At 34.6% G+C, this 23,816-nt stretch carries 22 protein-coding genes; 7 read left to right on the top strand and 15 right to left on the bottom strand.

What is annotated here, in order from left to right; genetic code table 11:
* Window positions 1-7: 7 nt before the first annotated feature.
* From AC4BBR_RS04955 to AC4BBR_RS04945, 3 genes are all read right to left on the bottom strand, one after another.
* Window positions 8-3,151, bottom strand: coding sequence for an AAA family ATPase (locus AC4BBR_RS04955; protein WP_490461452.1), 3,144 nt, complete (start codon window positions 3,149-3,151; stop codon window positions 8-10).
* Window position 3,152: 1 nt separating this feature from the next.
* Window positions 3,153-4,292, bottom strand: a complete 1,140-nt coding sequence (locus AC4BBR_RS04950; protein ID WP_490461451.1) for an exonuclease SbcCD subunit D — start codon at window positions 4,290-4,292, stop codon at window positions 3,153-3,155.
* A gap of 158 nt (window positions 4,293-4,450) precedes the next feature.
* Complete coding sequence (locus tag AC4BBR_RS04945) at window positions 4,451-5,071, bottom strand: lysophospholipid acyltransferase family protein (protein ID WP_490461450.1); 621 nt, start codon at window positions 5,069-5,071, stop codon at window positions 4,451-4,453.
* 168 nt (window positions 5,072-5,239) lie between these two features.
* On the opposite strand from AC4BBR_RS04945, the gene AC4BBR_RS04940 reads away from it, so the two are divergent.
* Genes AC4BBR_RS04940 through AC4BBR_RS04930 form a run of 3 tightly spaced genes read left to right on the top strand, consistent with a single transcriptional unit; the run spans window position 5,240 to window position 6,688 of the window.
* Window positions 5,240-5,656, top strand: a complete 417-nt coding sequence (locus AC4BBR_RS04940) for a GNAT family N-acetyltransferase (RefSeq protein WP_490461449.1) — start codon at window positions 5,240-5,242, stop codon at window positions 5,654-5,656.
* A 20-nt stretch (window positions 5,657-5,676) separates the two neighbouring features.
* On the top strand, window positions 5,677-6,411 hold the full coding sequence (locus AC4BBR_RS04935; protein WP_490461448.1) for a tRNA1(Val) (adenine(37)-N6)-methyltransferase: 735 nt from the start codon (window positions 5,677-5,679) through the stop codon (window positions 6,409-6,411).
* Window positions 6,401-6,688 (top strand): GIY-YIG nuclease family protein, encoded by a 288-nt coding sequence (locus AC4BBR_RS04930; protein WP_490461447.1) that lies wholly within the window; start codon window positions 6,401-6,403, stop codon window positions 6,686-6,688. The genes AC4BBR_RS04935 and AC4BBR_RS04930 overlap by 11 nt, the downstream gene beginning before the upstream one ends.
* A gap of 332 nt (window positions 6,689-7,020) precedes the next feature.
* Here the strand turns inward: AC4BBR_RS04930 and AC4BBR_RS04925 are convergent, their stop codons facing one another.
* The 5 genes from AC4BBR_RS04925 to AC4BBR_RS04905 form a co-directional block, all read right to left on the bottom strand.
* On the bottom strand, window positions 7,021-7,569 hold the full coding sequence (locus AC4BBR_RS04925) for a cysteine hydrolase family protein (protein ID WP_490461446.1): 549 nt from the start codon (window positions 7,567-7,569) through the stop codon (window positions 7,021-7,023).
* Window positions 7,570-7,600: 31 nt separating this feature from the next.
* On the bottom strand, window positions 7,601-8,293 hold the full coding sequence (locus AC4BBR_RS04920) for a 5'-methylthioadenosine/adenosylhomocysteine nucleosidase (RefSeq protein WP_490461445.1): 693 nt from the start codon (window positions 8,291-8,293) through the stop codon (window positions 7,601-7,603).
* 16 nt (window positions 8,294-8,309) lie between these two features.
* Window positions 8,310-8,606: a cell wall synthase accessory phosphoprotein MacP gene (macP, locus tag AC4BBR_RS04915; RefSeq protein WP_490461444.1), complete on the bottom strand. Its 297-nt coding sequence runs from the start codon at window positions 8,604-8,606 to the stop codon at window positions 8,310-8,312.
* Window positions 8,606-9,187, bottom strand: a complete 582-nt coding sequence (locus AC4BBR_RS04910) for an NUDIX hydrolase (protein WP_490461443.1) — start codon at window positions 9,185-9,187, stop codon at window positions 8,606-8,608. The genes macP and AC4BBR_RS04910 overlap by 1 nt, the downstream gene beginning before the upstream one ends.
* Window positions 9,188-9,481: 294 nt before the next feature.
* Window positions 9,482-10,165, bottom strand: coding sequence for a hypothetical protein (locus tag AC4BBR_RS04905; RefSeq protein ID WP_490461442.1), 684 nt, complete (start codon window positions 10,163-10,165; stop codon window positions 9,482-9,484).
* Window positions 10,166-10,440: 275 nt separating this feature from the next.
* Here AC4BBR_RS04905 and AC4BBR_RS04900 point away from each other — a divergent pair, with 275 nt between their 5' ends.
* Both AC4BBR_RS04900 and AC4BBR_RS04895 read left to right on the top strand, forming a co-directional pair.
* Window positions 10,441-11,100 (top strand): 5-bromo-4-chloroindolyl phosphate hydrolysis family protein, encoded by a 660-nt coding sequence (locus AC4BBR_RS04900; RefSeq protein WP_490461441.1) that lies wholly within the window; start codon window positions 10,441-10,443, stop codon window positions 11,098-11,100.
* Between the two features lie 350 nt (window positions 11,101-11,450).
* Window positions 11,451-12,638 carry a toxic anion resistance protein gene (locus AC4BBR_RS04895; protein WP_490461440.1) on the top strand — a complete coding sequence of 396 codons (1,188 nt, stop codon included), beginning with the start codon at window positions 11,451-11,453 and terminating at the stop codon, window positions 12,636-12,638.
* Window positions 12,639-12,750: 112 nt separating this feature from the next.
* On the opposite strand, the gene AC4BBR_RS04890 is transcribed toward AC4BBR_RS04895, so the two are convergent.
* The 6 genes from AC4BBR_RS04890 to AC4BBR_RS04865 all read right to left on the bottom strand — a co-directional run bounded on the left by AC4BBR_RS04890 (window position 12,751) and on the right by AC4BBR_RS04865 (window position 18,965).
* Window positions 12,751-13,902, bottom strand: a complete 1,152-nt coding sequence (locus AC4BBR_RS04890; protein WP_490461439.1) for a mannitol-1-phosphate 5-dehydrogenase — start codon at window positions 13,900-13,902, stop codon at window positions 12,751-12,753.
* Window positions 13,899-14,333, bottom strand: coding sequence for a PTS mannitol transporter subunit IIA (locus AC4BBR_RS04885; protein ID WP_490461438.1), 435 nt, complete (start codon window positions 14,331-14,333; stop codon window positions 13,899-13,901). The genes AC4BBR_RS04890 and AC4BBR_RS04885 overlap by 4 nt, the downstream gene beginning before the upstream one ends.
* A 1-nt stretch (window position 14,334) precedes the next feature.
* Window positions 14,335-16,407 carry a BglG family transcription antiterminator gene (locus AC4BBR_RS04880; protein ID WP_490461437.1) on the bottom strand — a complete coding sequence of 691 codons (2,073 nt, stop codon included), beginning with the start codon at window positions 16,405-16,407 and terminating at the stop codon, window positions 14,335-14,337.
* Window positions 16,408-16,435: 28 nt separating this feature from the next.
* Entirely contained in the window at window positions 16,436-17,866 is a 1,431-nt protein-coding gene (locus tag AC4BBR_RS04875) for a PTS mannitol transporter subunit IIBC (RefSeq protein ID WP_490461436.1), read from the bottom strand.
* 237 nt (window positions 17,867-18,103) lie between these two features.
* The gene (locus tag AC4BBR_RS04870; RefSeq protein ID WP_490461435.1) at window positions 18,104-18,415 is read right to left on the bottom strand and encodes a CHY zinc finger protein; all 312 of its coding nucleotides are present in this window, start codon (window positions 18,413-18,415) and stop codon (window positions 18,104-18,106) included.
* 4 nt (window positions 18,416-18,419) lie between these two features.
* A complete protein-coding gene (locus tag AC4BBR_RS04865) occupies window positions 18,420-18,965 on the bottom strand; it encodes a biotin transporter BioY (RefSeq protein ID WP_490461434.1) in 546 nt (181 codons plus the stop codon).
* Window positions 18,966-19,187: 222 nt separating this feature from the next.
* Between AC4BBR_RS04865 and AC4BBR_RS04860 the strand changes: the two genes are divergently transcribed.
* Together AC4BBR_RS04860 and AC4BBR_RS04855 are read left to right on the top strand one after the other, a co-directional pair.
* Window positions 19,188-20,015: an NUDIX domain-containing protein gene (locus AC4BBR_RS04860; protein ID WP_490461433.1), complete on the top strand. Its 828-nt coding sequence runs from the start codon at window positions 19,188-19,190 to the stop codon at window positions 20,013-20,015.
* Window positions 20,016-20,054: 39 nt separating this feature from the next.
* The gene (locus AC4BBR_RS04855; protein WP_490461432.1) at window positions 20,055-20,576 is read left to right on the top strand and encodes a GNAT family N-acetyltransferase; all 522 of its coding nucleotides are present in this window, start codon (window positions 20,055-20,057) and stop codon (window positions 20,574-20,576) included.
* Between the two features lie 988 nt (window positions 20,577-21,564).
* Here the strand turns inward: AC4BBR_RS04855 and AC4BBR_RS04850 are convergent.
* Window positions 21,565-23,433, bottom strand: coding sequence for an acyltransferase family protein (locus AC4BBR_RS04850; protein ID WP_490461431.1), 1,869 nt, complete (start codon window positions 23,431-23,433; stop codon window positions 21,565-21,567).
* Between the last annotated feature and the right edge of the window lie 383 nt (window positions 23,434-23,816).

Here is a 23,816-nt window from a genome sequence, read left to right as displayed (position 1 = left end):
AGGCTGTTTAAGCCGTTTGATAGGTCACTTGACTTTGACCATTTCCATTTGTTTTGATTTGCAATTGCTGTGGAATTCTTGCTTTTAATTCCCTTACATGGCTGATAATCCCGATCATTCTGCCTTCGTTTTCGATTGTTTCTAACGCTTCCATTGCCATTTCTAGGGCTTCTTCATCTAAAGAACCAAATCCTTCATCAATGAATAACGCTTCAATCAAAACGCCTCCTGCTTGCTCTTGGATCACTTCCGCTAAAGATAAGGCTAAAGCCAGCGCCGCAATAAAGCTTTCACCACCAGATAACGTATGAGCACTACGCGTGCTTCCTGCATTATCATCATACACATTGATTTCAAGTCCTGTTTGATTTTTATAACTCCCTGAATCTTGATTCAATTCAAATTGATAGCGATTATTTGTAAGTAAAGCTAAACGTTGATTAGCTACTTTTAGAACCTCCTCTAAATAAGTTTGTAGAACGTATCGTTCTAACCCAGTTTTTCTTGGATTATCGCCATTGACAGTCATCGCCAACTGGTGCAGAGCCGTTACTTCTTCCCATTGCTGTTCAACCGAAGCAATCAATGCTTTCACTTGTGTTTGAATCTTTTCATTGGCTTGAATTTTTTCTTGCTGTTGATAATAATTAGCTTCTCTAGTTTGTATTGAAACCATCAATGTTTCGATTTCTTCTAATAAGCTGGTTATTTCTGGCTGTTCTTTATTTTCAAGCTTTTGTTCTAATTCAGTTAATTGAAACATTAATTGATCTTTTTTCTTATCAAAAGCGGTCAATTCTTCTTTGATTGCTTCTAATTTAGGTACTTCTCTTAGTAAAACGCGTACTATTTTTTCGTCTAGTTCAAACTTAGATTCTTTTATGATTGCAGAAAATTGTTTGTCTAATGACACTTTTTCAGTTAAATTAGCAGCCTGTTCTTTTCTAAGATGCTCTTCACTATTTTTCAGCAACATTTGACTTTCTTTTAGTTTTCCTAATTGTTCATCGATTTCTTGTTTTTGTGTTTCCCATTGGATAATTTGTTCTTCTAGTTGTCGTTTGTCATTTTCTATTTCAATTAAAGTAAGTTGTTCATCGATCAATTGTTCTGAGATTGTTTTTAGTTTTATTTGATTTGCAGCTTGTTCTTGCAGTTTTTCAGTAACAATTTTTTCTTGTTCAGAAACTTTATTCTGTTGCTCTTTAACTGTTTTTTCTAGTTCAACGATTTTATTTTTAGCGGTTTCGATTCGTTCTAACTCAATTTCAAGTTTAACCGATGACGCTTGAAAATTGCTTGTAGTTTGTTCGATTCCCTCTAAAGTCAATGGAGCAGCTAGACTGGTGATTTGTTTTTCTTGTAATCGTTCTAAAAGTGAACGAACTTTGCTATTTTGCAGTTCTAACTCTTTTAGTACTTCTTGTTCGGTAATCTTCGTTTGGCTTACTTGAGCTTGTCGCTTTGCAGCTATTACTTCTTGTTTTTGAGCCATTTGCTCGATATCATTGAGCTTATTTTCTATTGCCTGGATTTCCTCTAATGAAAACTCTTGATGTTCATTTTGGTTTGGGTGCTCCACTGAACCGCAAACTGGACATGGCTCCCCTTCCACTAGAAACAAACTTAAACGACTGATCTGCATTTTTGCCCATTGGCTTTTTTGTTTTGTTACTTGGTCATAAATCGACTCTTTCTCTATCACTGCTTTCTTTAATTCTTCATCCTGGGTACTTAACTGTTCTTTGATCGCTATTTTTTTCATTTCAAGTTGTTGTTGCTTTTTCCAATTTTCTAAAAAAGTTTGCCATTGTGCTTGATAACGTTCTAATTCTAGCTGCTTTTTTTCAATTTGAACCTGTCGTTCTACGACACCTAGTTCCTTTTGATAGTCTTGTTCAGCTTTGAGTTGCGTTGCTTTTATTTCGTTGAGCTTTGCTGTTACTGTTTCTAGCTCTGTAGAACTTTTTTTGATCGTACTTGAGACTTTTTCCTTTTCTTCATATAAAGGAATTTGGAATTGTAGATTTGTGACTTTTTCTTTTTTATTGTTTATTTCTGTGGCTTGAGCTACATTTTCTTTTTGAGCATATTCCCATTGTTGAATCAGTTGTTGCTGCGTTTCTTGTTCTATTTTATTTTCTTTCAGTTCTTGTCCATAAGTTGAAATTAGTTTGGATTTCTCATCGATTTTCTCAATCAATCCTTGATGATTTTTCACCCATTGAAGCTGTTGTTCTTCTATTCTTAATGTTCCAATCCTCTCACTTGCTTCATCAAGTTCTTCTTTTTGTTTTTTTAGCTGACTTTTTTTTAGAAAATCATTGGCTAGTTCTTCTAAAACAAACTTTTCTTGTTCTTTGCTCAACTTTTTCTTTTGTAAAATAGCTACTTCGGATTTTTCTTTAGTTTGTTGCTTGACCATCAATTCCTGTTGCTTAGTTAACGCATCTAATTGTTGTTCTACTGATAAGTCCTCTAATAACGAATCTTGCCAATAAAGTTGATCTAATTTTGCTTGAATAGTTTGCTGAGTTGCTTCAATTCCTTTATTGACCTTCTTCAATTGTGCTTTTAACTGTTCGTTTAGCATCTGATACAATTGTGTACCAAACAAGTTGCGTAAAACTTTTTCTTTATCGTTACTATTTGCGATCAAAAAGGTTCTAAATTCTCCTTGTGGCAAAAGAACGATTTGAGCAAATTGAGTTGCATCTAAGTGCAGCAATTCCTGAATAAAACTATCGACCTCTCGACGTTTCGTGTATTCTCTAAGCTCTTTTCCAGATTGATCTTTAACAATCAGCGAGATCTTCGCACTTTGGGTTCGAGTGCCTTCACCTCGTTTTTTGTAAAGTTCTTGCTCAGGTTTTCTCGTAATCTCATAAAAATAGTCTCCATGAGAAAAAGCCAAGTGAACTTCTGTAGGCTCTGAAGGATCAGCAAATGTTGAACGCATTTCTTTGCCTTGGCGTAACTTTCCTGAGCTTTCACCAAATAAAGCATAACTCATCCCATCAAAAATCGTGGTCTTCCCTGAACCCGTCTTGCCACTGATCAAGAATAGTGACGAGTCCTCAAACATATTAAAGTCAATCGTTTCAGCAATATAAGGTCCAAAGTTTTTTAATGTTAGTGTTAATGGTTTCAACTTATTTCCCTCTTTCTGCTTGATGAAGCATTGCTAGATTCTCTTTAATCCAAACTTTTTGCTGTAAGGTCAATTCTTCTCCCGTTACTTCAGAAAAGAATTGAGTTACTAAATCAGTAGGTGCTAAGGCTTTGATTTCTTTTTTTTGTACACTATTTTTTTGTTGTACTTCTCTTCCAAATAAACGTTCAACCCCAATCACTCGCGGATATATTTGCCGTAACTGATTCATCATATTGGGAATTACAGCGCGATCCGTTAATTGAATATGTAAATAGCTTTCGCGGTCGATCGACTCATAAAATTCCTGTGAGGTCAATTCTTTAAAACTTCCCTCAATCTGTGTCACGTCTCTTAACGGTATGATTTCCTTAAAATCAAATATCGTTTCACCAACCTCAGTATCTACGATCCAAACACCTTTTTTTTGATTCATTTCTGACAAAGAAAATTTTAATGGCGATCCGCTATAACGTGCATTTTCAGCCTGTAATGCATTTTTTCCATGCAAATGTCCTAACGCTACATAGTCGAATGATTCTAGCAATGCTAACGGAACAGTATCCAATCCCCCAACCATCAATTTTGTTTCTGAATCAGATTTTTCGCTACCCGCTATAAAAAAATGACTAACCAAGATATGCGCCATATCTGGTTTGAAATTTTTTTTCATCTCTTTGATAACTTCTTTCATCGCTTGTTCAATCGTCCGAATTTCTTCATTATCAAAATATAATCGAGCTGAGATTGGTTCAAAATACGGCAATAAGAAAATTTGAGTGTTTTTCATTTCTACTGGCTCAAAGGCTTGATCCAAACGAGTATTTAAATGAAAATCTGATTGAACAAACCATGGTCCTCCTGTCTCTAAACGAGTACTGCTGTCGTGATTACCAGAAATAGCCAACACGGGAAATTTTTCTTTTAAATTCATTTCTACGATCATTCGATTGAATGCTTCGATGGCCTCAACGGAAGGAACTGAGCGATCATATAGATCACCTGCAATGACGATTGCATCTACTTTTTCCTCTTTAGCGATCTTTAGAATCTGTTGGAATGCATCTGCTTGTTCTTCTAATAAATCGTAGCCATGTAATTTCTTGCCAATATGCCAATCAGCTGTATGTAAAAAACGCATTTTCCCACCACCTAAAAAAGTCCTTCTTACTATTATACCAAATTTACAGAGAAATATATGGTTCAAACGTATAGAATTTTTTAGATATCAAAAAAAGCTTGAAATATAACTCTTAAAGTCATATTTAAGCTCTAAAAATTGAATTAAAAGTTTCTAAGTTATTCTTTCACTTCGTACTTAAAATTAGGATCAATCTCTTGATCTAAGCTGTCAAAAGCCTCCTGCATTCTACGTTCGACTTCGGCAACGCCTTCTTTATCCATTTTTGGAATATCGCTAACATCAATTGGTTCACCGAAACAAACTGTTACTCGACGACGTTTAAATAGATCTTTTAATGTTAATGGACCTTGATATACCGCAGGAACAATTTTAACTTTTGCCATTTTAGCAATCAATGCCACTCCCCCTTTTAATTCAGAAGAATGACGAGTACCACTGGGAAACATCACCAAACTTAAATCAGTATTTTTTAATGTTTTTACTGGAGTTTTGATTGCACTTGGACCTGGTTTTTCTCGATCGACGGGAAAAGCATTCGCATGTTTTAAAATAAAACTTAGAAATGGATTCTTAAATAGTTCTTTTTTCGCCATAAAACTAAATTTTTTCGGTGATCCTCCTACAGCTAGATATAGCGGTTCCCACCACGTTCTATGAGGTGCAACTAAAATATAATTGTCATTTTGAGGAATGCGGTCTTTCTTTTCATAATGTGCATTGCCGTTGATAATAAATAAAACAACCCGGACAACACCTCGCATAAATGTAAAAAACATGTTTTTCTTCCTTTCTTTTCACTAGCTATAAGTATGCCGAAAGCTGCGGATTTTGACAAGTCTTTTTCGCAGTTTTCCTCTAATCTTAATTGTAGTATAATCTAAGCATATCATCTTTACTATCAAAGAGCTTTACTATATAATTTAAAAAAACTGGAGGTTACGCTAATGATCGAATTTGAATTCTTAAATAAAGAAAAGAATGAAGCCAATTTGATTGCCTTACTTTCTGAACACCAAGAGGATGAAAAAAATGTTCCCTCTGAAAAAAATGTTTCTTTCTCTTTAGCTTTATATGATGATGGTTTTTATATTGGCGGTGTCACAGCAAATAAATGGATGAATACTACCCATATTTCGTTGCTAGCTGTTAATAAAAATTATCGTGGTAAAGGTTATGGTTTTCAGCTATTCAAAAAAGCTGAGGATTTCGCTATTGAATCAGGATCAGAACTTATAACTGTTCATACTCAGGATTACCAAGCAAAAACTTTTTATGAAAAATATGATTATCAAGTTTTCGGACAATTACAAAATACTCCTTTTAGTGGCACTACAAAATATTATTTAGTCAAACGAATTTAATTTGAAGGAATGAATAAAACATGTTATTACCTGGTGAACGAATTGATCAGTTATTTGCTGATGCGATTCAAATTATTCAAAGCAAAGAAGTTTTTTCTTTTTCAATAGACGCTGTTTTACTTGCAAATTTCCCTACATTTCCTAAAAATGGTACGATCGTTGACTTATGTGCCGGTAATGGAGCAGTCGGTCTATTTGCCAGTCGGAAAACAAGGGCCAAAATCATTCAAATAGAACTACAAGAACGTTTAGCTGATATGGGCAAAAGAAGTATCGTGTTAAATCAGTTAGAAGAACAAATGAAAATGATGGAATTAGATCTAAAACAAGCAACTACAGTGATCAAACCCGACTCAGTTGATTTAGTTTTATGTAACCCTCCCTATTTTAAAGAACTACCAACGAGTCAAAAAAATCCGAATCCTCATTTAGCAATTGCGCGACATGAACTTCATACAACATTGAATGAAGTAATTGGAGTGTCAGCAAAACTTTTAAAAACAAATGGCCGTCTAGCCATGGTTCATCGTCCGGATAGATTTTTAGATGTATTGCATGCTATGGAATCAGCAAATATTGCACCAAAAAAAGTTCGTTTTGTTTATCCTAAAGTTGGAAAAGAAGCAAATACACTTCTAATTGAAGGGATCAAACAAGGAAAAAAAGACGGCTTTCGTGTTTTACCGCCATTATTCACTTATGACGAACAAAACAACTACTTACCTGAAATGAAGGTGATGCTCTATGGAAACTAATCATTATTTTTATGTTCTTTATTGCAAAGATGATACATTTTACGGCGGCTACACCACAGATCCTAAACGACGTTTAAAAGAACACAACAACGGTACCGGTGCAAAATACACACGTCTCCCCTCGCGTTTACCTGCAAAAATGATCCACGTTGAGACATTCGACAGCCGCAGTGAAGCAACAAAAGCGGAGTATGCGTTTAAAAAATTAACAAGAAAACATAAAATCGCTTATTTAAAGACGAAAGGAGCTGAGGGGGTGAAGCTGATACATCCCTGACAAAATTTCTAAACAAGCAACTCATACTCATACATAGATAGCCGAATCTGTTAATAACTTAGTCAGCACAGAAATCATTGTTTTTTTCTATGATATTGGTTTGGTATTTTTTAATCTGACTTTTTATAAACTAAAAAGGCTATTTTAATATCAAAAAACTTTTTAAGTAAGATAAAAGTGTCTCCGTAAAATCTTGAATAAACAAACTAATTTTGATCTTTTTTTCACTGAAAAAAAGAGAATTGACCGGGACATAACTCTACGAGTTACAGCCCAGTCACTTAAAATCTGAAAACACGATAAACGCCGAAACTCTCTCTACTCGTTATGAATTATTCAATCACTTCTGCTCCCAAAGTTTGTTTAAAATGGTTTAATGCCCATTCGTGTCCAATAGGATCAAAACTCGCGACTGCATCTTTATGAACCACGATTTTATATCCTAGATTATATGCATCCACAGCTGTATGCAGCACGCAAATATCCGTACAAACACCAACCAAATGAACTTCCGTAATTTCTCTTTCACGTAGACGAATATCTAAGTCTGTGCCACTAAAAGCAGAATAATGTCGCTTATCAATCCAATAACTAGTGGCTTTCTCCCGATTTTCCTCATAAACTTCATAAAGTTTACCATACAGTTTTCGACCGTTCGTACCTGTAAGGTTATGAGGTGGAAATAAGGCATTTTCCGGATGATAAGAATCATTCAAATCGTGCCGATCAATCGCATAAATCACAAAATCATTATTTTCAATAAACTTTTTAGTTATATCTACCACAGAGTTCTCAATCGCTTGCCCTGCGCTGCCCGTTGTCAGAGCTCCATCTATCGAAACAAAATCATTCGTGTAGTCAATTGCAATCAATGCTTTCATTCTAGACCCTCCATTTTAAAAGTAGAACAGATTAAACAAGATGCTCCACAAAGTGGATTACCATTTGTGCAGATTTTTCGCCAGCTTCTTCAATAAATTCATCAAATGTTTGAGTCGCTTCATGGTCTGCTGTATCACTGATTGCTCTCACAACTAAAAACGGAATATTGAATTGCGCTGCTGCTTGAGCAACTGCTGCACCTTCCATTTCACAAGCCAATGCTTCTGGAAATTCTACAATGATTTCCTTCACTTTTGTTTGATCATTAACAAAAGAATCTCCCGTTACGATCAAGCCATGATGAATCAACATTCCTGTTTGTTCAGCCGCTTTTTTCATTTCAAGTTTTAAATAGTCGCTTGATTCATAATACAAAGGCATTCCTGGTAATTGTCCCGATTTATAGCCAAATCCCGTAACATCTACGTCAAAATAAGCTAGCTTATCAGCTATTACTAAATCTCCAACAGATAACCCTTGACCAATACCACCTGCTGACCCTGTGTTGATTACCATATTTACACCATACTGATGAATCAACAAAGTCGTTGTAACGGCAGATAATACTTTACCGATCCCAGAACGGACTACGATCACTTCATGACGTCCTAAAGAACCCGAAACAAATACAGCTCCTGCTCTTTCCCAAGATCGGGTATCAGATAAAGCTTCCTTTAAAATTTTTACTTCTTGATCCATTGCACCGATAATTCCAATTTTCATCGTGGTTTCCTCTTCTCTATAAATTCAATACTATAAATATTAAAATAGCTAACAAAATTGCCACAACAATGATCGCTTTGGTGAGTGTACTGCTGCGTTCGCGAATTTTTGTTTGCTCATTTGAACGAGATTTAGTAATTTCTTTTTGCTTCTTGTGTTCTTTTCGGTAAAAACTAGCTATTTCTTTTTCTTTTTTACGGTACTCTTTATCAGCTTCTTTTTGCTCTTGCTCAAATAATTTCTGAGCCTCTTTATCAGCTTCTTCTTTTCGTCTCCGTAATTCCGTCCGAGTGACTAGCGGACCCTTCCCCATCAGTTATCCTCCTTCAGCAGCTTTTTTAGTTGCTGCAGTTCCCAGTATTGCACAGCAAAAATCGTTTTTGCATCACAAATGAGTCCACTATCAATTTCCACTTTTGCTTCCTCTAATGTTAATGTATATAATTCTAAAACTTCGTCATCATCTTGCGGACGGGGATTAGGAACTTTTTCTAAGTCTTCAGCATAATAAATATGAAGCAGTTCATCAGCAAATCCAGGAGAAACATACATGGACGTCACAAAATTAAGCTCATTCGCTCGAAAACCAGTCTCTTCTTCTAATTCTCTTTTGGCTGTTTCTTTCGGATAATCCTGTTCACCAGGATCAATTTTCCCAGCAGGGATTTCTAAAAGAACTTTTTCCATAGGCTTTCTAAATTGCTTGACCATGATCATTTTATTATCCGCTGTAATAGGAATAATTGCAACTGCTCCTGGATGGAAAACTAATTCACGTGTGCTCGTTTCACCATTTGGTAGGCGTACTTCATCTACAACAACATCAATAATCTGTCCTTTAAATATCTCTTTCCTGGAAATCGTCTTTTCCTCGAACTCTTCAAAGTTCATCATAAAGTTCACCAATCTTTCTATGGATATAATACCTTAATTTTGAAATTTTATCACTTCTCGTTCTTTTTGTGAATCCTTTCTTAGTTATAAATGTCTTTTTTAAGATATCATCTTTGCTTATTAACAATTAATTAAACATTTTAATATACTTTTTATATCATCCAATTATATCAGTAAATAACAATCAGAGCAGGCTCAACCAGCAATAACATAAAAAAAAGAGAAGCTAAACTAGATTACTAGTTTTAGCTCCCATCTATGCAGAATTAAACAATGTGACTGACTGATATCTGATTATTTTTGTAGCTCGGCTAGAGAGTTCATGATTTTGACCAAATCAGCTTTATTACTCTCTTTTTTATCAGCTAATGTCCAACTTATGCATTGCAAATAATGGTCTTTACTTTCCATCAAATCGTAGATATAGTAAACATCCACACCATCTTTACTTGCAGTAAACGTACGGCGCTCACCTTTGAGCCCATTGTATTTGATTGACTCTTTCTTTTCATCCGTTCTTTCGCCTAAGTCAGACAAATCAACAGAGTTCTTAAATGCATCAAAATTATCAAAATCTTTTTTAGCTTCACTTAGAACCATATAGTATTCTTCATTTGAAACATTTTTTAGACTAACATCGGCATTATCACTTAATTCTTTTGTCTCAACCGACTGCCACCCCTCCGTAAGTTCTAATTTAAAGTGTCCATTTTTGGTTTTGATCACTTCTACCTTACCTTTAACTTGATCTTTGGTTTCTTCAGTAGCAGCTTTATTTTCATCCACAGACTCACTTGTCGCAGAAGTATCTCGAGGTTCATAAAATACTTCATCGTCACCATAAGAACTTGATTCCGTTACACTAGAACTCGTTTCTTCTATATAAACGTCATCGTCTTCTTCCACAACTTTACGTCCAGAACAGCCTGAGATCACTAATCCCACTAATAATATAGTAATGATTTTAAATTTTTTCACAATGTTTCTCCTTTTATTCTGATCGTTCTCTTTCATTATACCTCACGTTTCTACTTTTTTCTCATATTTATTTTTGAATTTTTTGTGAATAATTCCGCCCGCACTACATCTAAAGTAGTAAAAAACCCCATTTTCTCTTGCCATTTCTTACATTTTCTCTAAATATCAAAATCAACCTTTGGACTGATATTCTTTATTGAGCAGAATGTGCTAAAATAGCTTATATGGCGGAGGATAGTAACTTTCGATGAAATAAATGATTGGAGGGAATTTAAATGAAAAAAGGAAAACTTGTCCAAATAATTGCTTATTTAATTTTAGCAGGTATAGTTTTGCGTTTTATTACTGGTATACATATACCAACAGTTGCGGTAGTTCTTTTGATCCTCGTGGTATTGATTTTGACTGGATCAAAGAAAAAGTCTGGGAAAAGAGAAGAGCCGTTACCTAATCTTACAAAGTCTAAAGAGGAACACTATGAAACACTCGGCATGACAGATCAAGAAATTGACTTTTTCCGTGATACGATGAATACGACTAAAAAACAAATCATTCAGCTACAAAAAAATATGAGTGCTTCTACTAAATTAAGAGCAATCGACTTGCGTAACGATACATTACGGGTATCAAAAGCTTTATTTAAAGAATTAGTCAAAGATCCAAAGAAATTGCACTTCGCAAACCATTTTCTTTATACCCACTTGCCTAATCTAGTTGACCTAACGGATAAATATTTAGAGATCGATGATCATGAGATCAAAAATAAACAAACATACGAAAAATTGGAAGAAAGTGCTCAAATCATCGATCAAGTCTCTAATTTAATCAAAAAAGACTATGAACAGTTTGTAGCGGATGATTTAGAAAATTTAGATGTTGAGATATCCGTTGCTAAAAGTAGCTTAAAAAGAGATAATGAACGTAGGAACAATTAAGAATAGTAGATTTTACTTTGAAACAAAATGAAATAAATAACCAAATGTTGAAAAGCACTAGATAGCAGTATCTAGCCTTTCAGCTTTCAATTGTTATCTAGCTATGCAGACTAGCTCTTCAGAAAAAAGATTGGATATGTAATGAGGGAAATTTTATCTTAGTTATATTTTCCTATTTTTCAGGCAGAGCAAAGAAGTCTGATAAGCTTTTAACCTTATCTAGATACACAAATCAATCCTTAGGAAAATTGATAGCTTGTCACTAAAGTAAAGCATACATCAATATCTATTTTTTACTTTTAAGCAGGATTAACTGATTTGTTGCGCTTTTAAACTTAGGAGGAATCACAATGGAAAATGACCTAAAAGATATAACACCAGTAAATGATACGCTGGATGATTTATTAAATAATCCCTTTTCAACACCCATCGATTCGTTAACAACGACACAACAGAGTGAAATTTCTGCTCTACAGGATAAGCAAGTTGCAGCTCGTTTAGTTGATAAACTTCCAGCTGACAGACAAGCGCAAGCAAAAGAGCTTGCTGCAAAAATCGATGTGCAAGATTCGCAAGCTGTTATCACCTATGGTTCTGCTGCACAAACGAAATTAAGTGAATTTTCGCAATCGATGTTAAATCATGTGCAAGCTCAAGATATTGGTCCTGTCGGTGACTCTTTAACTGATTTGATGTTCCGATTAAGCGAAGCGAATCCCGATCAACTTAGAGCAGGTGAAGGTAATTTCTTCTCAAAAATGTTGGGAAAAGTAAAACAATCGGTCTTCGAAATCACTGCGAAATATCAAAAGATCGGTGCCCAAATCGATAAAATCTCTATCAAATTAGATCATGAAAAAAATGGTCTGCTGAAAGATAATTTAATGTTGGATCAGTTATATAACAAAAACAAAGACTATTTTGATGCCTTGAATATTTATATCGCAGCTGGTGAATTGAAGATGGAAGAATTACAAACAGTAATTATTCCTGAAGCTATGAAAAAAGCTGAAGAGTCCGGTGATCAAATGGATGTTCAAATCGCAAATGACTATACACAATTTTTAGACCGTTTAGACAAACGAACACATGATTTGCGTTTAGCACGTCAAATCACCATCCAACAAGCCCCACAAATTCGTTTGATTCAAAATACAAATCAGGCGTTAGCAGAAAAAATCCAAGCATCGATTAACACTGCTATCCCACTCTGGAAAAACCAAGTAGTGATTGCATTGACTTTATTACGACAAAAAGATGCAGTAACAGCTCAACGTCAAGTTTCTGAAACAACGAATGATCTCCTTAAGAAAAACTCTGAAATGCTTAAAATCTCTGCAATTGAAACAGCTAAAGAAAATGAACGCGGAATTGTTGATATCGACACACTACAAAAAACTCAAAATGATTTAGTAGAAACAATTCAAGAAACCTTACGAATTCAGCAAGAAGGTAAAGAAAAACGTCGTGCTGCTGAAATCGAGTTAGGTCATATGGAAGAAGATTTAAAGAGCAAATTATTAGAGCTAACTCAATAAAATAGAAAAAACGGGTGTGAGATAAAAGTGATAATTACTTTTATCTCACACCCTAAATACGCTTATCCCCTTACTTCTTAAGAGCTAAATATTTCTATCCTGTCCTCTTTTTTTATACCAATTCGTGATAAGAAGTTTTTATTTTCTCAAATAATTTCGTGTATGGTTTTAACCCTGTGTATTGTTCAATTGTCTGATCCAGCCCATGTTCTTTAATCGCATTCTGCAGTGCACACGCTTCTTCATCCGTTGGTTCTTTAAATTTCATTGCTGCGGCAATTGCAATCGCTAAAGCTTTTGGCGTCTCATTAAAGGCCTCCACAAACTGTCTAGCGGGCTGAATAAATCGATCATTCTCTCCTATTTTTCTAATTGGAGAGCGACCAACGCGCGTCACATAATCTGACACATATGGATTTTTAAAGCGCTCAATAATTTTATCGATATAGGCTTGATGTTCTTGATGTGAAAATTGAAATTTTTTCTCAAGTAACGCACCTGTTTCCTCTAATGCACTTCGTACAATAAATAAAACTTTTTCATTATGAATCGCATCTTCAATTGACTCTATATTTCTCATATGACCAAAATAAGCTGTCACCGCATGACCTGTGTTGACGGTAAATAATTTACGCTCAATATAAGGCGTTAAATCAGGTACATAGTTTAATCCAGTGATTTCTGGTGCATTTTTTTTATCCAACGGCTTCTCTACTACCCATTCATAAAATGGTTCAACCGTGACAGTTAGTGGATTTTCATGATATTGATTCGGAACAATTCGATCTACAGCAGAATTGGGAAAAGCGACAAATTCACTGACGTAGCCCTTTGCCACCGTCGATAATAAAGGGAAAACTGCTGATTTAAGCATTTCAGATCCACCAATCATGTTTTCACAAGCGATCACAGTTAAATACCGATCGGAATTGGCTCTTAATTCAATACCTTTTGCAAGGACTTTAGCTAATTTGGGTAAGATTGTTGGTCCCACTGCTGTCGTAATAATTTCTGCTTCACTGATGTATACTGCTAATTTTTCATTTTCAGTAATACTATTAACTGCTTTGATCCCTTTGACTGTAAAAGATTCTTGTTCTGCATTTGCCAAAATAACTTTATATTGACCTTGATCGTTTATATGGGTAACAATTTTTTCGTTCACGTCAGCAAAAATCACTTCATAACCTGCTTGAACTAATAACCAGCCAATAAAACCTCGACCTATATTTCCAGCGCCAAAATGAACGGCAATTTTTTTCATACTGTCACCTCCTCTTTAAACAGTTCGATGATCTTAGCTTCCGATTTAGCAGCTATTAATTGTTCCACATTATCCATCTCGGAACATACTAGAGCGATTTGAGATAGCAGATCTAAATGTTCATCCCCTAATCCAGCAATACCAATAATCAATTTCACTTCATTTCCATCAAAATCCACACCTTCTGGAATTTGTAAAATAACAATTCCAGTTTGATTGATTAAATGTTTTGAATCATCTGTTCCATGAGGGATCGCTACCATATTGCCGATATAGGTTGTTGTCAATAGATCTCGTTCAAGCATTTTTCCGATATATGCTAACTCTACATACCCTTGATCAGTTAACAATTTACCTGTAGCTTCAATTGCAGCTTTCTTGTTCGTAAACGTTTGTTTTAAAGCAATATTTTCTTTTTTTAATGTAATCATTTTATTTTCCCCTCAATTCTAAATAAGTTAATAATTTTTGTACAAAATAAGTGGTAACATCTTCATTTTCCAGTTGCTGGATCATTTGTTGATCCTCTACAAAAAGCGCGCTGATATAGCTGACAACTTCCAAACCTTCCTGTGAAAGCTTTTCTGGAACCACTATCAAAGCTATTCGGTTGATCGTCATTTTTGTGTGATGCATAGTTTCAATAAAAATAGGCTGTTCTAACGAAAACAATTGAAAAAACGGTTCTTTGATCGATGCGTTGCGAGCATGAAACATTCCAATTTTTGTCTCTGGAATTCCAAATATTTTCCCATTTACATCATACAAAAAAGTACTGACCAGCGACTCAACATCTACATCGGGTGCTTTTTCTAAAAGTTGTGTACAAATAACTCGAATTGTATCTTCCATAGTTCCTATATTTTCGTTTAACTTGGAGTATCTAAAGTTTTTTAAGATTGTTAAAACAATGGCAGTAAAAGTTTGTTGTTGTTCTAAAAAATGAGTGGCTTCTAGTAAAGTTAGTTGCACGGCTTGTTCTTCTTGAGCAATTTTTTTGTGATACCCACTATTTAAACTTTTCAAAAAAATACTGATTTGAGAGAGTTCTCTTTCAGTCAAAATAGGAGAAACTAAAAAATAATCAAAATCTGCTTGACCTAGATCAATTGTAGAAATAATAATATTGTAATTTCCTTCTGCTTTTTTTCTTCCTAGTTCAAACAAAGAGACTGTTTCTAACTTTTTAAGTTGAGGTATTCGTTGTCGTAATCGTGTAACCAACATTCTTGAAGTACCAATACCACTTGCGCATACAACTAATCCGGAAAAACAATTCTCGCTTTCCAATTGCAAAAGTACTGCACCAAAATGCAGAACTAAATAGCCAATTTCTTCATCCGGCACTGATTTTTCCTGATAGACTTGATCGAAAGCTCGTCGTACAACTTTAAATAAATCTGGATAATCTTGCTTGATTGAGTTGATCAATGGATTATAAATACGCATTCCTTGTTGTAAACGTCTTAATGTTGGTCGTAAATGAGCAATCAACCCCTTGATTAAACGCTTTTTTGGTAGTTCTTGATTTAACTCATATTCAACGCTCTTAATTAGTTTTTTTACTAGTATGAGAACTTCTAATTCTTCGTTCTCCATGAAGTGGATCGTATTTTCAGTTGTTTTTACACTCCGAAGATGAGCTGTAACATATGTTGCCTCACCATTTGGAACAAATTCCGGCTCCATTTCCAAAATATCAGCTAATATTTGTTGAGCTGCAGAAAATTCTGGATAGCCCGTCATTTCATTTTTCTTTTCATCTACTTGAATAAAGTTTCCTGCAATCATTCGTTCTACTGAAATCGAAATGTGCACAATTAAATTTGCATATGCTTCATCACTTATCGCCTCTAAGTTATTGTTACGCCAGTTCTTAACACTATATTCAACTTTTTTCAATAACGTTTCACTCACTAAATCTAATAAACGACCTTCCACCCAATCACTTGTTACTAAATCACGTGATTTTTCCTGAAAAAATTTTAGTAGTTGGTAATCAGGAAATTGCTGTGCAAACAGTTCACTCATTAGACTTCTTTTCTGAATCTCACTAGCTTGCAATGACACGCCAAATCCTCTTCGTCTTTCGATTTTAACTGTTTTTGGTAACCGTTCTTCTATTTTGTTGAGATCATTACTGATCGTTGAAATCGTAACATTTAGATCATTCGCTAATCCAACCAGTTTTATTCCTTCATCTTTTAATAGCGCGTTTAGAATTTTTTGCTGACGCTCTTCTGGACTGTATTCATTATAGGATAAGTCCATTAATTGCCAACGAAAACGTTGTTTATCCGAATCTAATCCTGTTAATGTCAAAATTCCATGCTCTTTCACCAATTTAAGCTGATAAGAAGCCAATGTTTCTTCAACTTCTTTTAAATCACGCCGAATGGTTCTAGTACTAACACTTAAATCTTCTGCTAATTCGTTAATAAAAACAGACCGATTATTGATTAGCAGTTGTTCCATGATTAATCTAGCTCTTGCTGAAAGATACATAGAATTCCCCTTTTCAAAAATTGATTAATTAAACTGCTGATAACTTTTCAACTAATTCATCATATTTGTCACTATTTAAAAAATTATCAACTGATACATGATAAGCCTTAGGTAACTTTTCTTTTGCTCGTATAGTTAAATCCTTATGAGTCACAACAATATCAGCATCATCCGGGAGTTGCGATATAGCAGAGTTGACCACTTCAATCGGCAATCCGGCTTTTTTTACCTTGTTTCGTAAAACAGAAGCGCCCATCGCACTTGATCCCATTCCAGCATCACAAGCAAAAATAATTTTTTTCGTATTCGCTAGTTTTTCTGCTGTATCACTTATTTTTTCGACTGTAGAAACACTTGTTTTAGCATTTGTTGTCACGGTTCGTCCTTTTAATGCGCTAACTTTTTCAGAAGCTGCTTCAATCGTTGCATCTGTTGCTTTTGATGTCTTTAAAACCACGGCTGAAATAGCAAATGAAACGGCGGTTGCTACGATGATTCCTGCAAATACACCTAAGTAGCTATCTCGAGGCGTCATTGCTAAAATGGCAAAGATACTTCCAGGAGACGCTGGAGCTACCAATCCAGCGTTAAACAGTGAAAATGTCATTACACCGGCCATTCCCCCACCTATTGCAGAAAGAATTAAGATAGGTTTCATTAAAATATAAGGGAAATAAATTTCATGAATTCCGCCTAGAAAATGAATAATAATCGCACCCGGAGCAGTTTGTTTTGCGCTACCTTGCCCCAAAATAGTGTATGCCAACAAGATACCTAGTCCAGGTCCTGGATTTGACTCTAGTAAAAATAAAACAGAACGACCCGTTTCAGCAGCCTGTTCAATTGCAATTGGACTAATAACTCCATGATTAATCGCATTATTCAAAAATAAAACTTTAGCCGGCTCAACAAAAATACTTGCTAAAGGAAGCAACGAGTTTTCCACCAAAAAACCAACACCTGTTGCTAAAATAGTATTCAATCCTTCTACAGCAGGACCCACGATTAAGAAAGCAATAATAGCTAAAATCGATGCTAAAATACCTGACGAGAAATTATTAACTAACATCTCAAAACCTGGCTTGATCTTACCATCAACTGCTTCATCAAATTTTTTAATACAATATGCTCCAGCCGGTCCAACCATCATTGCACCAAGAAACATTGGAATGTCGGCTCCAGTAATCACGCCCATTGTGACCATTGCTCCAACAACCCCACCACGTACATCATAAACTAATCGTCCACCTGTAAAACCAATCAGAATCGGCAATAAATAAGTAATAGTTGGTCCCGTTATTTCATTTAATTGTTCATTAGGAAACCAGCCTGTTGGGATAAATAAAGCAGTCAAAATCCCCCATGCAATAAATGCTCCAATATTTGGCATAATCATTCCACTAAGAAAGCTACCAAATTGCTGAACTTTCACTTTTATATTTCCTTGCGTTTGTTCCATTGTTTTCCTCCTTCTTCTTAAAACAAGAAAAATGTTGCCTCTTTTGATCCGCGCAGATCACTTCTTAACAAACCTTTGCTTGTCTTCTACATTGTAAACGCTCACCTATAAGGTTACAAGAAGATGAAAGTGTACTTTTGTCCAAATGATTTGGACAAAAATTGAAGAATAAATAGTTCAAAAAAAAACTGAACAGAGCATTTTTCGCTCTGTTCAGTTCCTATATATTATGCTTATCTAATTAAAATAAATGAAAGAATGTTTTGAACAATTTAGGTTAAACAAATGTCCACAGTTTAAACATTCCGTCTGTTTTTTATACTCTTTAGCAGTCATTTCAACCTGACAAACACCACAATGAACAACTTTTATATTTGACATATTTGAGTTTGGCCAAGGAACAAAACTGTGATCTTCCAGTTCATCATGACAGTGAAAACAAGCATAATATTTTTTACAAAAATAGCATTTATTAGCCACAACATCCGCTATAGTATTATAATGAATACATCTCGATTCACTATCAATCGTTAAACCGTATATTTTCACTAAATCATCCTCTCCTTTTAGAAAGAGATTTTGAGAGTCTCTTTGCTATAAAAACAGTCAGAAATGCTTTTACAGCATCTCCTGGAATAAATGCTAGACTTCCCAACAAACTTTTTGGCAATGATACATCTGACAAAAGACTCACACCAATCGCTCCGCACAAATCAATAAATATAGCTCCAAACAGAAAAGTAATACCAAATGCATAAGTAATTTTTTGATTATTTAGATTAAAGGTCTCACTCATCCAACCGATAAAAAATGTAGCAAAGGGATAAGCTAAAAGATAGCCTGCTGAGATACTAAAGAAGACTGTCACCCCTCCTCTACCCCCAGCCAAAATTGGAAAACCAATCGCAACAAGAAGTAGAAAAAGTACTGTTGCGATCGTTCCATTTTTCTTGCCAAGAAGTAAACCACTAAGCATAAAACCAGCATTTTGAATCACAACAGGAATTGGCAAAAGACTAATTGGAATGGGTGGGAAAAACCCTAAGACAATAATAATACTGATCATAATAGCTATTTTAGTGATATCGTTTGATTTCATTTTTTCTCCCCAAATGATAAATTATACTTTATATAGTTAAAAATACTATTTCTACGTTTTTTTGTCAACCATAATCCTAGGAAGGTTAACGTATTCTAGAAACTTTTTTATAAAGACATTTGACTTTATTAGAAAAAAAACATGTCTTTAGTTGTTTTTCTTGATGAGAATGCTACAATAAAGTAAAAAGTACTCTTATCTAATTTAGAGAGGATGAACAATTTGACACATTTTAATTCAAAGGAAGAAGAAAAGCAATATTTTGAACAACAAGCTGATGAAGTTGATTTTCTAAAATGGTATCATCAACAAGAACTTCCTGAATACGAAAAACCTTCCCTGACTGTAGATATTGTTTTAATGTGTTACAACAAAGAAGAAGATCAATTAAAAATACTTTTAATTAAAAGAAAAGGTCACCCTTACAGAAATTCTTGGGCCTTGCCAGGTGGATTTGTAAATAGGAATGAATCAACTGGTGAAAGTGTTCTACGAGAAACAACAGAGGAAACTGGTGTTGTTATTTCTAAAGATAATATTGAACAACTCCATAGCTTTAGTAGACCTGATCGAGATCCTCGAGGCTGGGTCGTAACTGTCAGTTATTTGGCATTTATTGGTGAAGAACCTTTGATTGCCGGAGATGATGCAAAAGAAGTTCGTTGGTTTACCATGGAACGCAATGAAAGTACCCTTTCACTTACAAACGCTGATGTAGAAATTATTTTAGATTTAAATATCGGCGCTTCGACTGGGAAAGATACATTAGCCTTTGACCACAGTGAAATTATATTAAAAGCTTTCAATCGAGTAGCAAACAAAATGGAACATGATCCTCAAGTCCTTCAAGTCTTAGGGAACGATTTTACAATTACAGAAGCTCGCAAAGTTTTTGCTAAGTTTTCTGGTATTGATTATAGAACCATCGATCACTCAAATTTTAAAAAAGCAATGCTTCATCATTTTGAAGAAATTGGAGAACGTCCAGTTGGTATTGGTCGTCCCTCAAAAATTTATCAATTAAAATCTGAAAATTTTTATAAAAAATAATAGTGAATAACAGACTTATTGAAAAGAAGGATAGATCACGTGGTCATATATTTAAGAAAAGCTATACCAAGCGATTTAGAAAGACTTATGAAAATTATTGCATCCGCAAAAAAACTCCTAGTTGAGAACAATATTCCTCAATGGCAACATGATCAAGGACCTAACGAACAGCAATTGGAACAAGATATTCTCCTCCAACGATGCTATGTATTGATTGTTGATCAAAAAATTGCTGGTTTAGGAATTATTTCAACAGGCATTGAACAAGCCTATGAACAGATCAGAAATGGTCATTGGCAACAAACTAATCATAGGTATGCAACACTCCATCGAATAGCTCTTGATCCTGCTTATCGTGGCAACGGATTAGCACTGCTATTGATTAATTTTCTCATTACAACTGCCCGACTGATCAATTATTTAGACATTCGCATTGATACACATCCAAAAAATGAAGCGATGTTGAGAACGATAGACAAAGCAGGCTTTACCTACCGAGGTGAAATTTTATTATCTATCTCTAATGGTGAGCGAGTTGCTTATCAACTGATATTAACTTAAGCGTTAATTTAACTGTTCCATTCTATAAAACCGATGAACAATGAAAAAGTAGTTCAAAGAAATAAATGAGACTTCACAAAATTTCGGCTCTATACTTTCTGATGTTGGTGAGAAATCACCGGCATCTTTTTTAATGCAAAATAATAGAAAAGACACCCTGATATCCTTTAGAATTAAATCAACTAAACCATTCAAAAAGGAACATATTAAGGGGAGAATTTGTCAAGTATTTTCTGGGATATTGATTATTCAGCTCACTCATGTCCTCATCGTAATATCAAAGAAGACAGATCGATTATTCGTTGGCGCTTTAAGACATTCAACGAATGAATTCTTTTCTTCATTAAGGAAATGAGAGAGCAAAAAAATATCGTATACTTGAAACTGTTTCAAAAGAATCAATCGAAACTAGGTTTTGAAAAACGTCAATGGTGTCCTTCCTTCCGTGCCTGTTTAACAGAAAGAGAACTCGTGGATTGGTTACTTGCCTATGATGAAGAATTAAACACTGGCTATCCCCGTTATCAGGAGTTTCTCTAAGCCATTCAAACAAGAGATATTTTAACTTAAGAATCATTTTATGTTTTAGTCATGTTCTTTTTTTACCAAATAAAAAACCTAGAGGAATTTGCCTCTAGACTTCATCATTGATTTAATTCTTTGGATTTTCTTTACCAACATTAGTTAACAAAGAGCCGATCAAACCAAAAAGGAACATGCTTTTAAGTTTGAAAATTATACCAGCAACAACAACTGGACATCCAGCTTACCACTCACTCATGGCGCTATTGTAAAGCAAAGTATAAGAAGAAGCTTTTAGATGAAAAACAAGGGCGATTTACCGAAAACCGAGGTCGAACCAGTGTTTGCACATCTAAAGGCTTAAGAGAGAGAAAAGTGCGTATATTAGAAAAAAATTGACCTATAACATTTTATGAAAAGTATTTTGATCTTTGGAAACATTGAAAGACGCTGATAGTACGTATCATCATTTTACAATCTGTTTTGCAATAAAACTCGAATATTTCACTTGACCGTCTACATTCGGATGAACACGATCCTCATAAAACCACTCTTCATGTTCATTACTATAATTATACCAGTCAATAACGACTAAATTTTTGTATTTCTTTTTCATTGATTCAAGCATCGTGTTAACTTCATTTTGCCATCTTCTTGTCGGAACGCGGACATTAATCCAATAGACTTTGCGTTTAGGACCAATTGCCGTCATAAACTCATCAAATTGATCTTCAGTAAACGAGCCATTTGTGCCAAGTCCAACTAAAACATTATCTTTTAATAATTTTTCTTTATCTAATTTTTCAATGATTGGTGTACTACTATACAGTTGTCTACCGACTTCACCATCAACAATCATCTTAGGGAAAATCTCTTGGAGTCCTGCCGCAGCATCCAGAATAACTGAGTCACCAAATGCTGTGATTTCCATTTCTTGCGCTTTCTTAACTTCATCTGCTGTCAAATCAAAGTTTGCTTCTGGTGCTATAGCAGATTGTTTTGTTGAATCTGCTGTTTTCCCTTCATTTTTAGCTTTTTCTTCTGCTTTTCTCTGATCTGCTTTCTTTTTATTTACTTCAATATTTTTTTGCAATTGTTGCTGTTCTGCAGTCATTTCATTAGCAGGTGCAACAGCAAAAGCGAACAAGGCAAGACAGGATAAAACAATACTGATCAAAGCGGTCAGCTTAGGGACTGTTCTCCATGGTTTTCGGAAAAAATCTTTGATGGCAAACCAAGTATACCGATAATAAAATTTGCCTAAAGGTTTTTCAATAAAGCGATACGAAAGTTCACTGATTCCTAGAATTAATACAATTTCGATCAATGAATGTAAATATACATGATCACTTAACGTTGCAATTTTAGCTTCATAGAAAATCATCACTGGGAATTGATACAAATAAATACCATAACTTCTTTTCCCGAGCCATGAAAATATCGGATTTGTCAACCAGCGATTCATATCAGCTCCTGGATGTGCTGTCACTGCAACTAAAAGTGTTGCAAAGATACTAACAATAAACATTCCTCCGTAGTATACAAAAGCTAAATGGTCTGCTAAAAATAAAAAGGAAAGTAACAAGACAACCAAAGATGTAATTCCTACACCATTTAATAATTTTTTTGCTTTTATCGGGATTTCTTCTTTCAATCGGAAACTTGGCCAAACAAAAGCTAGTGCACTACCCATCAAGATAGAAAATAGTCGTGTATCCGTACCATAATAAACTCTCGTTGGATCAGCTCCTGGAGTATACAAAATCGCCATCAAAAAACCTGAAACAACAGCCAGCGTCATAATAAATGCAAAAATCTTGCCACTATGTTTAACGTATTTTTTAAGAACAATAAATAACAACGGCCAAATTAAATAATTCTGTGCTTCAACAGCTAATGACCAAATATGAGTAAATGGCGACTGCGTTGTAAAGCGGTCAAAATAAGAAAATCCTCTAAAAATCTGCCACCAATTATTATAGTATAGTATGCTACTGGCAACTACACTTCGTAAATTATTTAATAAATCTCTTTGAAAAAGTACTATGTAAGCTGATGAAGCGACCAGCATAGCAACCAATCCAGGGTAAAGCCGTTTCATCCGACGAATGTAAAAGTCTTTTACATCAATTGATTCATTCTGAAGCCATTCTTGTCTCAGTAAATCGGTGATCAAATATCCAGAAACCGCAAAAAAAATGGAGACACCTAAAAAGCCCCCACGCATTGTATTAGGGAACAAGTGATACAGGATCACACCGACAACTGCAATTGTTCGAATCCCATCGAACCCAGTAATATACCGGCGATTTTCTAACCTTTTATTATTATTCATTTATATTCCAACTTTACTAGTATTCTTTTTTATATTTCGTGTAATTTTTAACAAAGGTAACATGATTTTTAAATAACGGATGGATGATAGAAAAAATAAGTTGTGTTTGACCAAAAAAGTGGTCGATAGAAGTGTAATGAATTTCTATCCAGTTCATGTTCTTTGACAGTCGTAGATTTGTTTTTTGACTGATTTAATGTAGCAAATTAAATATACGTTCTTTCTTAATAAATGGCAAGGACTGTTACTCTGTTTCTTTAATTTTTTAAGCAAATTTTAGATATTTTTAAAGTATCTTTTGATGGCTTTTTCTTGATTTCTGTGAAACTCTTTTTTGATTACTAAACGTTTGAAATTTAGGAATAAGTGACTTAAATTTTTTC

The organism is Enterococcus sp. AMC1251, assembly GCF_058216535.1.
The sequence above is the reverse complement of the archived record's forward strand: the minus strand, read 5'-3'. Positions and strand labels throughout refer to the sequence as shown.

Bases quoted from the DNA above. Each gene is read 5' to 3' on its own strand.
- AC4BBR_RS04950 (WP_490461451.1), bottom strand. From the start codon at position 4,292: ATGCGTTTTTTACATACAGCTGATTGGCATATTGGCAAGAAATTACAT.
- AC4BBR_RS04945 (WP_490461450.1), bottom strand. From the start codon at position 5,071: ATGTTTTTTACATTTATGCGAGGTGTTGTCCGGGTTGTTTTATTTATT.
- AC4BBR_RS04940 (WP_490461449.1), top strand. From the start codon at position 5,240: ATGATCGAATTTGAATTCTTAAATAAAGAAAAGAATGAAGCCAATTTG.
- AC4BBR_RS04935 (WP_490461448.1), top strand. From the start codon at position 5,677: ATGTTATTACCTGGTGAACGAATTGATCAGTTATTTGCTGATGCGATT.
- AC4BBR_RS04930 (WP_490461447.1), top strand. From the start codon at position 6,401: ATGGAAACTAATCATTATTTTTATGTTCTTTATTGCAAAGATGATACA.
- AC4BBR_RS04925 (WP_490461446.1), bottom strand. From the start codon at position 7,569: ATGAAAGCATTGATTGCAATTGACTACACGAATGATTTTGTTTCGATA.
- AC4BBR_RS04920 (WP_490461445.1), bottom strand. From the start codon at position 8,293: ATGAAAATTGGAATTATCGGTGCAATGGATCAAGAAGTAAAAATTTTA.
- macP (WP_490461444.1), bottom strand. From the start codon at position 8,606: ATGGGGAAGGGTCCGCTAGTCACTCGGACGGAATTACGGAGACGAAAA.
- AC4BBR_RS04910 (WP_490461443.1), bottom strand. From the start codon at position 9,187: ATGATGAACTTTGAAGAGTTCGAGGAAAAGACGATTTCCAGGAAAGAG.
- AC4BBR_RS04900 (WP_490461441.1), top strand. From the start codon at position 10,441: ATGAAAAAAGGAAAACTTGTCCAAATAATTGCTTATTTAATTTTAGCA.
- AC4BBR_RS04895 (WP_490461440.1), top strand. From the start codon at position 11,451: ATGGAAAATGACCTAAAAGATATAACACCAGTAAATGATACGCTGGAT.
- AC4BBR_RS04890 (WP_490461439.1), bottom strand. From the start codon at position 13,902: ATGAAAAAAATTGCCGTTCATTTTGGCGCTGGAAATATAGGTCGAGGT.
- AC4BBR_RS04885 (WP_490461438.1), bottom strand. From the start codon at position 14,333: ATGATTACATTAAAAAAAGAAAATATTGCTTTAAAACAAACGTTTACG.
- AC4BBR_RS04880 (WP_490461437.1), bottom strand. From the start codon at position 16,407: ATGTATCTTTCAGCAAGAGCTAGATTAATCATGGAACAACTGCTAATC.
- AC4BBR_RS04875 (WP_490461436.1), bottom strand. From the start codon at position 17,866: ATGGAACAAACGCAAGGAAATATAAAAGTGAAAGTTCAGCAATTTGGT.
- AC4BBR_RS04865 (WP_490461434.1), bottom strand. From the start codon at position 18,965: ATGAAATCAAACGATATCACTAAAATAGCTATTATGATCAGTATTATT.
- AC4BBR_RS04850 (WP_490461431.1), bottom strand. From the start codon at position 23,433: ATGAATAATAATAAAAGGTTAGAAAATCGCCGGTATATTACTGGGTTC.